Genomic DNA, 16,159 nt, shown 5'->3' on the forward strand with positions numbered 1-16,159 from the left:
AAGAAGGTAAGATCGTTCACATAGCGAACGATCTTGCCCTCAGAAAACTTACTGGCTTACTAATAGCTTCTCAATCTCTTGTAATCCTTTTTTCCGTTCAATCGGATCCCAAAATCCCCATGTAGTAGTAAGCTTATAGACATGATTATTTTTTACAGCTTTCAAACTGTTCCATACCTTGCCTTGTGTAACTGTATCGTAAAACTCGCCGCTATTAAAATAGGTGATATCAATAATGTGATCCGGGTTATATTTGGCTAATCCTTCAATAGAAATGTTCTCTCCGAAATCTTCCGGCAATCCTTCAGCAGGCGTTAGCCCTAAGTCATCAAACAACAAGGCATTCGTAGCATGGTTTTTCGTACCAAACACGCGAATGTCTTTTTTGCCGATTGCCACAGCCATAAACGTCTCGTTTCCGACTTTCTCCTTAATGCGTTTGCCGATTTCTTTCGCTTCTTTTTCTAACTCAGCAATAACTTTCTTGCCTTCTTCCAGTTTGCCGACCGCTTCTGTAATTTTTAAATGATCTTCTTTCCAGTCTCCCCCTACTTCAATTACAACCGTAGGAATGGTGTCTGCCAATTGATCGTATAAAGGTTTATAGCGATCACTAATGATCAATAAATCCGGATCTAAATCAATGATTTGTTCAGGGCTGAACTCATCAGCGTACGGTAAAGCTTTTACCCCTTTCAACTCATCTTTTAAATGCGGCGGAAATTCGTTATCGTAAGCCATAACCGCGTACGGCTTTACACCTACGGAAACAAGTGAACCTTCCCATGAAACGTGCGAAAGAACTACTACTTTTTCTGGGTTCATCGGTACTTCCGTTGTTCCCATAAAGTGCTCGACTATGCGCGTTTTCTTTGTCTCTTCCTTCGGCTCGCTACTTGTTTGTTCTGTTTTTCCGCATCCGGCTAGTACAAGCAGCAGAGTGACAGCTAGCGTACAACATACATTCAACAAACGGTTCATATTTCTATCCTCCTAAACAACAAATGAAAATGAATTTCGTTATTAATATTAACAACCAAAATAAACGTAGGACATGGATATATTTGTTTTTATTCATGGACAAATGATACTTTTTATACACAAAATGGGGCTATTCCTCATATATTTGAATTTAAAAAAAACTGTACCATACGCTCAATCATATACTTTCTTCCAAACGGTCCCCAAGGATCCCATTCGATACTATCAGGATAGTAGACATGTCTCTCTCTTGATGCCTTCATTGTTTTCCAAAGTCTATTATTTACTAGATTTTGCACATCCTTCACATGACTCCAAAGAATCAATATCCGAGCAGGATTCATATACGCGAGCTCCTCAATTTGAATTGCTTCATAACCTATGTCAGGAATGTGATCATCTGGTTCGAAGCCCAGTTGTCGAAAAAACAAGTCAGTGAATGCGTGACCCGTTTTTCCATATAAGCGAATTTCATTTCCTCGAACCCAGATAACAACCCATTTCCCACTCCCTGATATTCGGCAAAGTCGTTCTTTCGCTTTCTTCTCTAATTGATGGAGGCTATAAATAATATGTTCCACTTTGGACTTTTCTTCTACAATATGAGCAATTTTTCGCAAGTAAGCATCCCATGTTGTTTGAAATGGAATATGATGAACATGCACTTGCTGTGTCCATAATGCCGATTGTTCCGCATCTTGGCGAAGAGGTGTTTTGATGATAAGATCAGGGTGTGCCTTCAACACTTCTTCGCGATTAAAATGTTCTTCCGCATTTAAAAGTAAAGTTCCCTCAAGTTCCCGAGATAAATAAGATGGAAGCCCATTGTGCCCATAAAATGCACTCGGATACATCGGAGCTGCAACAGGTTGTATTCCCAATGCCAACAAATGATCTTGTAATAGAAGTTGGCTAATTACTGCTACTCTCTTTTGAACACGCTTTATAAATATTGTCGGAGCAACTCCCTCTCTCTTCTTAAACAGCCGACTAAAATAAAACTCATCCTGTAAACCAATGCGAAGCGCAATCTCCCTAAGGGGCAATCCTTTCTCTTGAACCATTAACTTTTTCGCTAGTTTCATCTTTTCATTGTGAATAAATTCTTTTGGGGACACTCCAAACTTCTGACGAAAAGCACGCGCAAAAGAAGATGGGGTCATTCCAAAACGATCTGCTAGCTCGGCAACAGACATCGGTTCGTGCAAATGCTCACGAACATACTGGTTCGCTTCTTCCAGATTTTCACTTCTTGATTGATCTGTTATCATTGAAAGCATAGTCCAAATTAAAGACTGAAAGCGACAACGATCTGATAAGATTTTACTTTGTTGTATTTTTATTAGCTCTTTCCATATAGGAGTCATTTTTACAGGAGATTGCTTAGAAAAAGAAATATCTTGAAATGGGATAAGCCACCCTGATCCTTCCTCACAAACTAATAGATATAAACTCAAACTTTCAGAAAGAGGGATGATTGTAACGCTGCCAACGACAAAAATACTCTTTCCTTCCTCTAACTTCATTTGTTTTTTGTCTTGTATCAATATCCCCTTTCCTGAAGCAATATATGCTAGGAGGCATCCTTGCTGAAACTCTTTCTTTTCTCCTTCTTTTAGCTCGTTATATAAGATTTTCAGATCATTTAATTCAGATAAAGGATGTATCATAACGAAAACCTTCCTTTCTTGAAAATGATTGACAACAAACACAAGAAGATAGTAGACTGATAAAGAATATGTATAATTGATAATGATTTTCAATATAGAGATGAAGCGGGTGAGAACTTTTGAAAAAGGGTAATACTATTCAAAACAAATTATTTAAGCATCCTACCATACGTTGCTTAATAGGGAGCATTGTTGTAATCCTCATGTTTCTAGTATCTATTGGTCTAGGAGCCATTCCTATTCCGCTTGATGTGATGATAGACGCTCTCTTATCATTTCAACCTGATAAGATAGAGCATCAACTCATTTGGGAAGTTCGTCTCCCTCGTGCACTTGTCGCCCTGTTCGTTGGCGCAGCTTTAGCTGTAGCAGGGGCAATCATGCAAGGGGTAACACAAAATGCCCTAGCGGATCCATCTATCATTGGCGTCACGCATGGTGCGGGGCTTGCCATCGCTATTTGTTTAGCCGTCTTGTCATCTGGGTCATACTGGATGCTTTTATGTTGGTCTTTTGTCGGTGCCGCTGTTGCTTCCACGATGGTTCTTGCGTTTTCCAGTATTTCTAAGGAACGTTTTTCACCTATAACGATCACGTTGGCTGGTGTTGCTTTAAGCACATTGTTTAGTGCCTTATCAACCGGCATCGCTCTTTACTTTCAAGTAGCACAAGATGTAAGTTTTTGGTTTTCTGGTGGACTTTCTGGATCGAAATGGGAACATGTGTACATTTTAATCCCAATCGTTCTGATTGGTTTTATCTTGTCGTTATGGATTAGTCACCCGTTAACACTTCTGTCCCTAGGTGAAGACGTTTCCACAGGTTTAGGACACTCAAACTATACAACAAGAATGATCGGATTAACCTCCGTCATCTTATTATCAGGAGCTGCCGTCTCTGTGGCAGGAACGATTAGTTTTATCGGTCTAATCATCCCGCATATTGTACGCTTATTAGTCGGAAATGATTACAGATGGATCGTTCCTAGCAGCGCTATAGCAGGGGCTTTCCTTTTATTATCGGCAGATATTTTAGCACGTATAATCAACGCCCCTTTCGAAACACCAGTAAGTGCAATTACATCCGTACTCGGAGTTCCTATTTTGCTGCACCTTGCCCGTCGAAGAAGGAGGAGTATATAATGGACTGGCGGTTCACATTCACTCGCGCAACAGGATGGTTTATATTTTTCACCATCTTCATCATCGTGACTTTCATCATAAGTTTATCAATTGGGGTTATCTCGATTACACCAAACGATATTATCCGTACACTTTTAGGAAATGGTACTGATAAGCAAGAACTCGTTTTACTTCAAATTCGCCTTCCAAGAATGGTCATGGCACTTCTTATCGGTTCCGGTCTCGCTCTTTCCGGAGCGATATTACAAGGACTATCCCGCAATTCACTTGCAGACCCAGGCATTCTAGGTATCAATGCAGGAGCGGGGGTAACGGTCGTATTATGTATTTACTTTTTGCAAGGGAAATATGTCACTTCTCCTTTTTTTCTTCCCTTGTTCGCATTTGTAGGTGCGATGACAATTGCTATAATCATTTATATACTGTCGTGGAATAGAGGGGTCGATCCTAGTCGACTTCTTCTCGTGGGCATTGGAATCAACGCGCTATGCAGTGCACTACTTATTATTCTCCAACTAAAAATGGATCCACGTGACTTTCAAAAAGCACTTATATGGCTAACGGGAAGTATTTGGGGAGCACAATGGAAATATACTTGGGCACTAGGCCCATGGATCATCTTTCTGCTCCCTGTCTCTTTTTTAAAAGCCAAGACGCTGAACGTATTTCAGTTAGGTGAGTCTGTCCCAATTGCACTTGGTGTTCATGTTGAACGCCAAAGAAGACTGTTACTTTGCTTATCAGCTGCTGTAGCTGGCGCCTGCGTGGCAGTCGGAGGAGGAATTTCTTTTGTTGGATTATTAGCTCCACATCTTGCTCGACGGCTAACTGGTCCAAACTACTATAGCTTGTTACCATTGTCAGCGCTCATTGGAGCCGCACTCCTCCTTTTAGCCGACATGATCGGTAGAAATATACTCGCTCCAGCCGATATTCCTGTAGGCATTGTTATATCCATCATTGGCGCACCTTACTTAATTTATATGCTACTCACAAGAAAGAACGAAGGTCTAAACAATTAAGTGAAGCGGGTATATTGCCCGCTTCAACATGTAACTAACCACCCGTAAAGACTACATTTATTCATATTAGGAGGGTAGAAAATATAGCGCCCAAAGAACGGGTGCGTCCAATTGAAAAATTGACACTGATAGTGGGTTAATGAGTGCTCCGATCAGGTTAGCTCATCGTAATAGTTGAATTTAGCATCTTGTCTTTTCTACTACATTTTTGTTGCTAACACGTGATATACGTCTTGTCTCTTTTCAATAATGTATGAAGGTGGAAGCTTTTTTCTATTTTCTTTATGACCAGCTAAATGAACTTCGCTTGTCTCCCATGATTTCCATGCTTCTTCAGACTCCCAGCGAATCATAACAATAACTTCCTCATTCCCCCCTCGTTTCTTTTTTCTGAGAACACTTAAATCGATGAAACCAGGCTGTCCTTCAATTAAACCTTTGCTAGCAAACTGCTCAACAATTTTCCCCACATAACCTTCTGCTACAGTAATACTTTTCATTTGCACAAACACTTCCTAATACCTCCTTTATTTTTAATATATGCTATTATAAATGATAATAACATTCATTTTCAATAAAAAACATGTATCATTCTAATTTCTCCTTATCATTTCTATTGAAGTTTATCTTTTGTTTCCTTTCATTTTTAGGAAAAAGGCTAATCCGCAGCATTTTGGATTAGCCTCTAGCTTACTTCAATAACTTCCGCACCCATTTAAGCGCATGTGGAAAGTTTGGATAACGTAAAGGGATATCAAATTTTGTCGTTTGTTTGAGAACACTTTTGTAATGCGTAAATGCATCAAAACTTGCTTTTCCATGATAGGAACCGATCCCGCTCTGTCCAACGCCGCCAAATGGTAGATGTGGGCTAGCGATGTGCATGATCGTATCGTTTATACATCCCCCACCAAAACTAACTTGTTGCAGCACTTGTTGTTGCACATCCCGATCTTCCGTAAACAAATAAAGAGCGAGCGGTTTTTCGTAGCTGTTGATCATATGAATCGCTTCATCGATCGTTTCAAACGTGAGAATTGGCAACAATGGGCCAAAAATTTCTTCCTGCATTACGTCATCATCCCACGTGACGCCATCTAACAATGTCGGCTCCATCCAACGTTGCTTGATGTTATATTTTCCACCATGCACAACCATTCCGTTCGTTAGAAAGCGGACGAGCCGCTCCATGTGGCGAGTTGTGACGATTCGGCTATATCGCTCGTGATCGCCATACAACTGTTCAATATATGTTTTCATTCGTTCAATAAGCAATGGCTTCACGGACACATCGACAAGAACGTAATCGGGTGCAATGCACGTTTGTCCAGCATTTAAAAACTTTCCCCAAACGATTCGTTTAGCAGCTAAATCAATATGAGCCGACGCATCGACGATCGCAGGGCTTTTTCCACCGAGCTCTAACGTAACTGGAGTTAAGTGTTTCGCTGCCGCTGCCATGACGATTTTTCCGACCGATACACTTCCGGTGAAAAAAATATGATCAAAGCGTAAATCTAATAGCTGTTGACTGACGTCTACTCCCCCCTCTACAACAGCAACATACTCTTCCGGAAACACCTCGGCAACAATTGTTTTTAACAAAGCCGACATTGCTGGCGTATATTCCGACGGTTTCACAACCGCACAGTTTCCCGCTGCAATCGCACCGATCAGCGGACTTACTGCAAGCTGAAACGGATAGTTCCACGGCGCGATAATGAGGCTTACTCCGTACGGCTCCGGATATATGTAACTTTTTGATCCAAAATGGGTCAAAGGTGTCGGTACGCGTTGCGGTTTCACCCAATCGCTCAGTCGCTTCGCTATAAAATTTATTTCTTCGTAAACGACACCAATTTCTGTCGTATATGCTTCAAACGGCGATTTGTTCAACTCTGCTTTTAACGTATCGGTAATGATTTGTTCGTGTTTTTTTATTGTTTCTTTTAATCGGATTAACTGTTTTAAGCGAAACTCAAGCGAAAGCGTTTCCCCTGTGTGAAAATAACGTTTTTGTTTTTGAAGCAATTCGTTCATTCTGTTTCCCCCTCATCACACCCGATCTTGAACCTTTCTGACAATATTCGTAACAAATTTACGCGGCATAACACTAAATGCAAGGAATCTTCGTCAAATGAGTGAGTGTCTTTATTTTAATTCTTCTTAGGTCTCCACAAATTCCCCATACAACCTAAATCCCGCGTTATTGACTAGAATATGCACATCAAGTTGCTCGTTTTTTAATGCTTCATACAAATCACGGACTTCGTTTTGATCCGATAAGTCTTTATTATATATCCATGCTGCTATTCCGTATGTTTTTTCTAGCTGATGCTTCAGTTCATCTAATTTCTGCTTGTTTCGGGCTACTGCAATAATGTTGTACCCTTCCTTCGCAAATCGTGCAGCAAATTCGTAGCCGATCCCACTTGATGCCCCCTATGATTAATACGTTCTTTTTCATTTCCTGTATCTCCTTTTTTTAAAATGTTTAAAAACTTAAACATATAAAATGAAAAATTTGGCCTTTAGCATATCTAAAGGCACTCCTTCTCAACAGCATGAATTAAATCTTTCAATAATTCAACAGCTTTTTCGATAGATAATACATAGTATCGCAATGTCCCTTTTTGTTCTACCGACACTAATCCTTGGTCACGCAAAATTTTTAAATGGTGCGAAATCGCTGGACGCGATAAACTTGACCGTTCCGTAATTTCATTGACTGTTAGCTTATCGTGTTCCGCAAGCAGCAATACAATATCTTGGCGATGAGGATCGCTTAACGCTTGAAATAATGGTATACACGATCGAAACACCTCGATCGCTTTCTGTCCCATTCCCCTCTTCCTTTCTTTTGTTCAAAAGTTTAAACATTTGATGTTCTTATCTTATTCTCTTTCTCACCAATTGTCAATACATTAAAAATAGGTCTTCTATCTTCTCTTCATCTCTCCTTTCAACCGTTCCACAAGCGCTTCTTGGTATCCTGCTTTTTTCCTCCGCAACATTTCTTGTTTTACTGCCTGTAAGTCATAAAGCGTCACCGATTGCAGTTTCTCCAAACGTTCATCGGATAGCGGAACGGTCGGTTTTGTCGCCAAATAATCAGAACAGTCGTAATGCCAAAGCCGAACAGATGAACCGTACCGTTCGACAAGACGCTGCGCCATTTTTAATCCTTCTGGGTCAAAATCGCCCGAGTAATAAAGGGTAGCCCCTTCTTTTACGAGCAAATCGAGCAACCACCTCGTCGCTAAATTCAATTGACCGTTTGTGCTAATGAGCGGCACGTTCACATCTAATAACGTCGAAAACACGCCCGCATTTTCGACGACAAAGACGTTGTTGCCTTCGGATGGATACGCGCGCGTAAACAGCATCACTTCCCGTAGCGGCACATTTAGCACCGTATTCGTTTCACATGCGGCAGCGAAAACAGGATGGTGACCTTTCTCTGTTTCTGCCATCAAGCCAGCGCACGTCACAAAGTTTAATACATCTTCCCGCAATAGCCGATACGACTGCAGCAGTTCGTTCACGTCTTCGACCGCCGAGAGGTCGTATTCGGTGCCCGCATAAAATTGTAGCGCCGAAAGCAATAGCTTCCCCGCAAGCGTATGCAAATCAAACATGTGCGGGTCGTTCGCTACTTTTTGTGCAAAAATGGGCAAACGTACGTAGGTGGACGGAAGCTGTTTGAGTGCGCGGCAAACGGCAGAAAGCGCCGCCTCTAACGCGTGATAGTTTTGTTGATACGCTAATTGTACAAACCGCTGTTTTTCTACAGCTATCAACCAATCGCGCTGCGCTTGATACGTATTCATAAGCCGAGTAAAATAAGCTTCCCTTTCTCTCTCTATTTCTTGTTGTTGCTCTTTTTTCGTTACAAGCGGCTCGCCAAAATAGCATGAAAGCAACTCCACGATAGAAATACCGGCAAACTTTGTGTTCGCAAGCTGTTTTTCAAACGCTGCAAGCGGTACGCGGTTCATTTCTTTTCCAAAAAACGACGCGATCGCTTCTTTTTCCTCTGCCGAAAAAGACGCAACAGAAATCGTGCCACCGATGCGGCCAAGCGATTCGTATTTCTTTTTCATTTCACAAAAAAGGCGGTGAAACGAACGTTCCCCGCGAAAAAATTGCACCGCCTCATCTAATCGGTTCAATGAACTCACCCTTTCTCGCTTCCTCGACGACAAGCTGCTTCACTTTTCCGTTCCAATAATAGCGAATGACCGTCACAAACGACGCGTTTTTCGGACGAACGAGCTCACAAATCGACAGCGCTGGAACAGTATCATAATCGCCCCAGAGCGCTTGCGAATTCATCACATAATTAAATCCAAGCTGCTCGACAAGCCCGAACATATTGCGAATATTATTTTCGTCTACCCCTGCAAACGCTTCATCCAACGAAATAATGTACGGTGCGTCGTCTGCTGCTTCTTGGTAGCGCGAATACGTCGCCGCAAACAACGGAATATACATCGCCATCGCTTTCTCTCCGCCACTGAATTGGTAGAAACGTTGGTTCGTCAACTCTCGTTTCGGTTCATTCGTTTTTTGGTAATAAAGGGTAAACGAGAACCATTTCCGATAGTCTAACACTTCTTTAATGATTTGGTGAAGCGTATTGCCTTGACCGCGCTCTTCTAACAATTCGCGCGCCCGATGAATTTTCGAGCGGAAATGTTTCGTCACTCGCTGCAAGTCTTCCTCTTTTAGTAGCCGCGAGTTCATCCGCAACAATTCGACAAGCTCTTTCGTATCCATCTCTTCTTCCGTTTCCGCGGTGCGCGGCTTCCATTGAATAAACAACACCAGCCCAGAAGATGTGTCGAGCTGCTGCATTCGTTCGTTCATATCTTTTACCCAACGCTCCGCCCGTTGAATGCGGCTGCGCAAAATTCGGCCAATCGTTTTTAAAATAATTTCTTCGTACAACTCGCGGTCTTGCTCTTTCATATATTCGCGTTGCAAGAAAATATCGTGCTCGATTTCACGTAATACATAAAATGGCGATACGCGCTGCCCTTTATAATCAAGCAAAAGAACGATACGGTCTTGCTTTTCTCTCCACCCTGCAACTTTTAATTCCATTTCTTCGTCTAGCTCTATATCCGTAAATGGATTTGTTTCCTTTATGACAACTGGCTCTTGACTGAGCCGGTATTCCGTTAAATTCGCTGATTCTTGGAAAAATACGCTATTTAATCGATTCACAAGCGACGTTCTCGTTTCTTTTAATAATGCTCCACACCGCTGCATCGCTTCTTTTGCTTTTTCTAATAGATCAGAATCATGAAGTTCCACAAGTTCAAGGGCAAGTTCTCGCTCAAATGAATGCTTCCACTCCTCCGCTAACCGCTTAGCAAACGATTCTTTCGCTGACAGCTGCGCACATTTTTCACGAATAGCTTTCAGCTCATGCTCTAGCGCAATGCGCTCATTCATTTTCTTTGGCATTTCTCGCTGTAAAACTGCTAATCGTTCGCGGACGCGTTGAATTTCGGCTTGAATTTCTTCTGCGCCCATTAGCTGCAGCGTCCGTTCGATTTCTTGTCGCTTTAGTTCAAGTTTTTGCTGCTCTTTCGCTAGCACATGTCGTTCGCCTTTTGTTTCGTCGATTTCTTGTTGCAACGTTTCTAGCTGCTCTGTCCGATATTGAATCATATCGAGCAAATGAAGAAACTCTCGATGGGTCATTTGCAATTCATGAAGCTCACGCATATACGATTTCATCAAAAGAAGCGCTTGTTCATAGCCGTCTTTGGAAAACTCTAAATCAAGCCCTTCGGTTTGTTCACGCAACGTTTGTTTTGCTTGTTGCCAATCGCGGGCAAGCTGCGCTAACTTCTCGTTTTTCCGCTCCCATTCTCGTTGTTTGCTTATAAGGTGCCGTTTCGTTTTCTCCCGTTCTTCAAAAGCTGCACGCATGTCGCGGTCAGTTGGAAAGGCACGAAACCAGTAGTTTATTTGCGCAATTGTCTGATCGATCTGTTTTAGCATATCGGTGTCCTCATGAAGCTGAGCGCGAAGTTCGTGAAGTTCTGCCTCAAGTGCGGCGATCTGTTCTAACCGCCAACGCTTCCGGGCAGTGCGTCCAATAAACAACGCTTTTTCCCGCGCCGGGGCATGCCCTTTGACTAATCCGAGCGTATAATATCCTTCTTCGTTGAGCATCAATGTGCCGTCCACTTCTCCAGCGGTAAGAACAATGCTTTGGAGCACTTCTTCGATGCGCGCTTTTGAAACGCCGCACGCTTCATCTACATCCGGTTGTAAATAGTCTGCCAATGTATGCTCCAGTTCGACAGGGCGTGGAACAAGCACTCGGTCACACGTTACTTCGACATCGGTTTCCGCAATTAACGCATCAAGTATCCCCGCATGATATAATGCCGATTCGATACGCTCTCGGAGAGGATCTGGTACATGGTTTCGAAATTCCACAGCTGCATAAAACGGGACAAAAGCAATCTCTTTCTCTTTTAACTCTATCCGCGCTTTAACCGTCTGTTCATCGCGCGTGAGCTCTGGGTCTTTTTGCGTTTTCCATTGGTTCCATTCGGCTTCTTTTGCGGCAATTTTTTCTTCTAATAATGTGCATGCATGCTGTTGTCTCATTTTTTCTTCGTTTTTTCGATTGAGTGCTTCGTAATACGCTTCCGTAAACGGTTGCTTCATCTCATCGACGTGATACGTTTCGTATAGTTCATGAAGACGCTGTAAAAATAGTTGGACAGAGGGTTCCGATACGAAAACGTCTTGGCATTGTTCGAGCCAGCGAAATACTTCCTGTTGGAACCGCGATTTTTCGTTTTCTAACAGTTCGAGCCATTTCGCTTCTTCATGGCGCAATTCGTCTACTTCCCGTTGCAGTTCCCCTGCTTCTTTGCTCGTTTCTTCATAACGCGCCTTCATTTCGTCGTGGCGCCGCCAAAGTGCAATCGTTTGTTCTAGTTTTTCCACATATTCTTGCCCTTCTCGCTTCCAGACGGTAAAATCAAATTTCGTTTCGCGCTGGCGAGAGAAATCAGCTTCGTTGAGAGCATGAGCAGAGAAGGAACTTTCCATCGCATCATGCCGTAAGTCTTCTACTTGTTGCATGAGTTGCTTTTCTACTTGATATAGCCGGTCTTTGTCTTCCTCTAACTGGCGCTTGTAGCGACGTTCCAACTGCTCTTTTTCGTCAATTTGCCGCAATAGTTTTTGTTGCTTTTCGTAAATATCGTTTATCTCTTGCTGAACACGTTCATATTCTTTTGCCGCTTGGAAAACTTCGTGGTTTGCTAACTCTATTTCTCGTTGATGCAATACGTCCTGCTCGTTCGCAAGCGTTTGAATGTACTCGCTCAAATCCGCAAGGTGCGTTTGTTTTTCTGCTTCTTCCTTAAGCCACTGCTTTTCTTCTTCTGCTAACCGCTTCACTTGTTTGTCAGCCTTTATCCATTCGCTCGCTTTTTCCGCGATCATATACTCGTTATACGCTCGATATTGCGCACAAAGCCGTTTTAACGATTGTTCATCGCTCTCTAGCTGCTCTAGCTGCTGTTTCGTTTGGTCCATATTTTCAATCGTTTCGGATAGATGGCGCAACTCGTCGTCTGTCAGTGCCGGAAGCGAGCTTTCTAAAATTTCATAAATAACCGTCGGCTTAAAATCTTTCGATAGCTTCGGACTACGCAATTGAATCAATAGCTCAATTAATTCTTGAAACGCCTCCATCGATTCAAAACGGAAGACGTGCTTATTGACGAGCTCCATATATTCTTTTTGTGAATCAACAACCGTTCCACCGTTACCAAGCAAATTGACTAACTCGCGTTTCGTGAGCGGAATTTTTTCCGTTCCGTTCGCTGATTTTTCCGTTTTATATAAAAATAAATCATGGCCGATGCGGCGATTGTCAAAAATGACGAACCCCCAAAAGTCCATATTTTTTTGTCGTTTTGCCCGTAAGCCAATCCCTGTCGTTACGTATTGATCCGTTTGCTTTCGTTTATATTCTAAAAACAAATAGCCTGTCCGTTCATCGCGATCAACAATTTCCTTTTCTCCAAGTAAGTAGTCTTCCATTTTTCGTGCTCGGGAACCGAACGGGTCGAGCCGATCTGGCGTTTTCTTTCCGTCCAGTAAGACAGGAAGCAAGCTTTGCATCGTCACTGACTTCCCAGAGCCGTTCGTCCCACGAAGCAATAGCTTGCCGTCAGCAAATTCGAAATATTGTTCGTCGTAATACCAAAAATTAATCAATCCCGCGCGATGAAGCACCCATTTATTTGTCATCATCGTCTCTTCCTTTCGTTGTGAAATCGTCTGGATATTGGCCGACAAACCGTCCAAGCAACGGATAAAGCACAACCATGCCCGTTTCCTGTTCATATTCTGCCATCTTCCAGTCTTTTAAAGCAGAAAGAAGCTCGGTGGCGAGTTGTGCCATCGACATTTCACGATACGTTTTGCTCCAGCCTTCGCCATACTGCTCGCTGCACCGATACAGCAGTTGCTGAAAATCGGACATCGTTACGCGGATTTTCCCGTATTCATCCGGTGGATAGTTGTCTAAATGAGCGCGAACGACAGAAGCGAAATGAAGGATTATATCCGACGTTCCCTTTTGATCTGGAAATAACGTATACACATGTTGCCGTTCTGGAAGCGTCAACAGTGCTGCGTTTTTGTATAGTTCGTAGCGAAAGTCGGTGTGCGCCTCGATGTCATCGCGCAATCGGTGACGGAAATTGCGCAAGTAATAAAAGTTTGGGTCGTCTTTCTGCCGTCGGTATACAACAGGCGATAAAAAGAGCTGCCGATAAATAAAGTGGCGACGGTAATCGTCGGGTGACACTTTCCACTCCTCCTCCAGCAGTTGCTCGATTGTTTCATATTGAATAAAATCTTTCGGATAGGATCGCATAAAATAGCGGGATAATACAGGAACTTCATACAACGCTTCCTCATCTTCTTGATTCGCAAACGCCTCAACTTCCCCATCGACGTGATGCACAATCCCGATTTGCTCGGCTGTTTTTAAAACGCGAATTAAAGCTCGTCGATGTTGGTAGTTCGTCCAGTCGAGCGCTGTTTCCCCTGGATACATCGCTTTTATTTCTTCACATACGTCAGACAATAAAAACTTTTCTTCGACTGCTTTTCCTTCTAAGTATGCTAACAAGCAACAAAACATCGCGTAGTCGAGAGGTTCTTGAAACGACTCTATTCCCATCCATGTTTCTGGCTCCGCCGGTATTTTTTCCAGCTTAGCGAAATAGCGGTGAACGATGAGCCGGTAGCCGAATTTTTCTTGCACATACCGTTTTAACACTTTTTCACGTTCGCGTATTTTTTGAAAAAGTTCCGGCTCTTTTTCCCGAACAACCCAAAACTGCTCAAACAGCGCAGTTAACGCTTCTCTTGCTTTCTCATCGAACTCTTTTTCCATTTTCCCTTCTCCTAGTCTAGCAAGTGGATTTCGTAATTTGGCATCATGAGTGTACCATCTTCTGCTTTCAGTGTAATCGTTCCTTCACGTTGGACTACTTTCACTTTCCATCCGTTTTCCGTTTGCACTATCCGGTCTTCTCTCCCCATCGCTTTTGCAATCCACCCGAGCAGCGTTTTGCGAATGTGCGAAGCAATGACCGGGAGCTCCTGAAGTACAATTTTTCCGTCGTTTATAAGCTGAGCGAGCTTTTCTTCTTCTTTTTGCTTCGCTACTAAATAGGCAACCATCGTTTCCTCTTTTTCTCTTCGCCGATCAACCATTGCTTCAGTTTTTCTCTTTTCTCGGTAGTGGCGAACACGTGGTTTGACGATCCATTCTGCCGGCTGTTCCTCCCAAATATCACGGTACATATTTTCCGTCGCATCATTTTCGGCAACGATGTGCTTTGTGTGAAAACAGCCAAATACAACCGCCGATAATTTATGCGCTTCTTCTATCGTTTCTAATGAAGAAAACCATTTCGCTAAATGCAAGTAATCTTTTTTTCGGCTACGGAAGTGGTGATGGCGCTCCCCTAGGCGCTGAACGACGCGCGTCATTCGCCGAATCGCTTCGTTCGTCTGCTTTTGTAAAAACGACATCTCACTTTCATGCCCATTTCGCCCTAAAAACCATTCGTTTAAACTGCGCCACGTATCTAGCTTCTCTTCCACTAGCTGTTCACGCGAAAGAATCGCTCCTTCAAAACGTGGAATGGCAAGCTGGTAAGCAACCACTTCCTCGATAAAACGTCGAACACCGTCCTCGGGCAAGTCTTCGAGCAGCTTTTCAATTTGCATTGACGTTTTTTGCAATGCAACAATGAAATCACGTAAATAGGTGGTAAACTGTTCTTTATAGACGAGAAATGAATCGGACATCATTCGCTCTTCCATGTTTTCTCCGTTTAAATAGGCAATATAGTCGGCAGAGTTTTGGATGATTTTTTTTAAATAATCAAACGTTTCTTCCCACACTTGATTCATTTCCTCCCGCTTTTCGGCAAATCCGTCGTGGATAATTGATTCCATTCGGACAAGCGACGCATACAGGCGGTCAAACCGCGTTTTCTCGAGCGAGCCACCAAACGTTTCCCCTAGCTGCTCAAGCGCGCGAATCATTCGTTCGATTTCGACCGTATATGGGCTGCACTGATAGCGAAAGCGTTTCTTTTTAAATTCGTCAATCGTCCGAATATGATCGGTTTCTTGTCTAGCGATCAAGTTTTTCCATTTAACGAGCTGCTCTAAGTCTTGTTGCAACTCCTCTTCCGTATAACTTTGAAATTCATCGAATTGTTTTAAAAAAGCGTATACTTCTTCTGGAAACAAATATTGGCGCATTCGCTCGTGCTGCGTATAAAAATAGCGCAAAATCGCTCGGTACCGATATGCGTTATCAACTACTAAATATTTCGCCTCTGTAATCGGCTTTAGCCATGACGTATCCATCTTGTGCTCCCCTTCTATCGTTCATCTACTATCATTGTAATCGATTCTCCAGTCGTTCTCTACTAAAACGTCGATGGGAAAATACACTCACCTATAAGCAGCTTTCCTAAAAAATGAAAATGTTCGCTAGTCATCCGCTGTCGATTCGTGTAAAATGGAAGCGAAAAGGAGGTGAACAAAATGGTAGAACAGCTGCTTCATGAAATTTTGCATGAGGTGAAAGCAACCCGAGAAAAAGTTGAATCGCTAGAAAAACGAGTAGGAGCACTAGAAAAGCGAGTAGAAGGGCTAGAAAAAGAAGTATCTTCCTTACGTCAGGAAGTTCGAACACTCGATCAAAAAGTCCAAGCACTCGATGGAAAAGTCCAAGCACTCGATGGAAAAGTCCAAGCGCTCGATG

12 protein-coding genes and 1 pseudogene are annotated in these 16,159 nt (G+C 42.8%); 3 read left to right on the top strand and 10 right to left on the bottom strand.

Features of this window, described 5'->3' with window-relative positions:
* Nucleotides 1–48: 48 nt before the first annotated feature.
* Together V7Z64_RS00685 and V7Z64_RS00690 are read right to left on the bottom strand one after the other, a co-directional pair.
* Nucleotides 49–981, bottom strand: a complete 933-nt coding sequence (locus V7Z64_RS00685; protein WP_297987215.1) for an ABC transporter substrate-binding protein — start codon at nt 979–981, stop codon at nt 49–51.
* A 137-nt stretch (nt 982–1,118) separates the two neighbouring features.
* Complete coding sequence (locus tag V7Z64_RS00690; protein WP_297987216.1) at nt 1,119–2,651, bottom strand: AraC family transcriptional regulator; 1,533 nt, start codon at nt 2,649–2,651, stop codon at nt 1,119–1,121.
* A 203-nt stretch (nt 2,652–2,854) separates the two neighbouring features.
* On the opposite strand from V7Z64_RS00690, the gene V7Z64_RS00695 reads away from it, so the two are divergent.
* Complete coding sequence (locus tag V7Z64_RS00695; RefSeq protein WP_334109264.1) at nt 2,855–3,793, top strand: FecCD family ABC transporter permease; 939 nt, start codon at nt 2,855–2,857, stop codon at nt 3,791–3,793.
* On the top strand, nt 3,793–4,815 hold the full coding sequence (locus tag V7Z64_RS00700; protein ID WP_334109265.1) for a FecCD family ABC transporter permease: 1,023 nt from the start codon (nt 3,793–3,795) through the stop codon (nt 4,813–4,815). Before V7Z64_RS00695 ends, V7Z64_RS00700 begins: the two co-directional genes overlap by 1 nt.
* Before the next feature lie 200 nt (nt 4,816–5,015).
* Here the strand turns inward: V7Z64_RS00700 and V7Z64_RS00705 are convergent, their stop codons facing one another.
* The 8 genes from V7Z64_RS00705 to V7Z64_RS00735 all read right to left on the bottom strand — a co-directional run bounded on the left by V7Z64_RS00705 (nt 5,016) and on the right by V7Z64_RS00735 (nt 15,759).
* On the bottom strand, nt 5,016–5,327 hold the full coding sequence (locus tag V7Z64_RS00705; protein ID WP_297991525.1) for an antibiotic biosynthesis monooxygenase family protein: 312 nt from the start codon (nt 5,325–5,327) through the stop codon (nt 5,016–5,018).
* Between the two features lie 178 nt (nt 5,328–5,505).
* Nucleotides 5,506–6,855 (bottom strand): aldehyde dehydrogenase, encoded by a 1,350-nt coding sequence (locus V7Z64_RS00710; RefSeq protein WP_297991522.1) that lies wholly within the window; start codon nt 6,853–6,855, stop codon nt 5,506–5,508.
* Nucleotides 6,856–6,981: 126 nt separating this feature from the next.
* Nucleotides 6,982–7,242 (bottom strand): SDR family NAD(P)-dependent oxidoreductase, encoded by a 261-nt coding sequence (locus tag V7Z64_RS13340; RefSeq protein WP_442884994.1) that lies wholly within the window; start codon nt 7,240–7,242, stop codon nt 6,982–6,984.
* A 113-nt stretch (nt 7,243–7,355) separates the two neighbouring features.
* On the bottom strand, nt 7,356–7,658 hold the full coding sequence (locus tag V7Z64_RS00715) for an ArsR/SmtB family transcription factor (RefSeq protein WP_003398862.1): 303 nt from the start codon (nt 7,656–7,658) through the stop codon (nt 7,356–7,358).
* Between the two features lie 96 nt (nt 7,659–7,754).
* Nucleotides 7,755–8,987, bottom strand: coding sequence for a TIGR02679 family protein (locus V7Z64_RS00720; RefSeq protein ID WP_297991519.1), 1,233 nt, complete (start codon nt 8,985–8,987; stop codon nt 7,755–7,757).
* Complete coding sequence (locus V7Z64_RS00725; RefSeq protein ID WP_297991516.1) at nt 8,971–13,110, bottom strand: TIGR02680 family protein; 4,140 nt, start codon at nt 13,108–13,110, stop codon at nt 8,971–8,973. The genes V7Z64_RS00720 and V7Z64_RS00725 overlap by 17 nt, the downstream gene beginning before the upstream one ends.
* Complete coding sequence (locus tag V7Z64_RS00730) at nt 13,100–14,266, bottom strand: TIGR02678 family protein (protein WP_297991515.1); 1,167 nt, start codon at nt 14,264–14,266, stop codon at nt 13,100–13,102. Before V7Z64_RS00730 ends, V7Z64_RS00725 begins: the two co-directional genes overlap by 11 nt.
* Nucleotides 14,267–14,277: 11 nt before the next feature.
* A complete protein-coding gene (locus V7Z64_RS00735; protein WP_297991513.1) occupies nt 14,278–15,759 on the bottom strand; it encodes a TIGR02677 family protein in 1,482 nt (493 codons plus the stop codon).
* A 180-nt stretch (nt 15,760–15,939) separates the two neighbouring features.
* On the opposite strand from V7Z64_RS00735, the pseudogene V7Z64_RS00740 reads away from it, so the two are divergent.
* Nucleotides 15,940–16,159 (top strand): annotated as a pseudogene (locus tag V7Z64_RS00740) (hypothetical protein); the annotation flags it as partial.

Origin of the sequence: Anoxybacillus sp. (assembly GCF_036834105.1) — a bacterium.
Lineage (GTDB): Bacteria > Bacillota > Bacilli > Bacillales > Anoxybacillaceae > Anoxybacillus.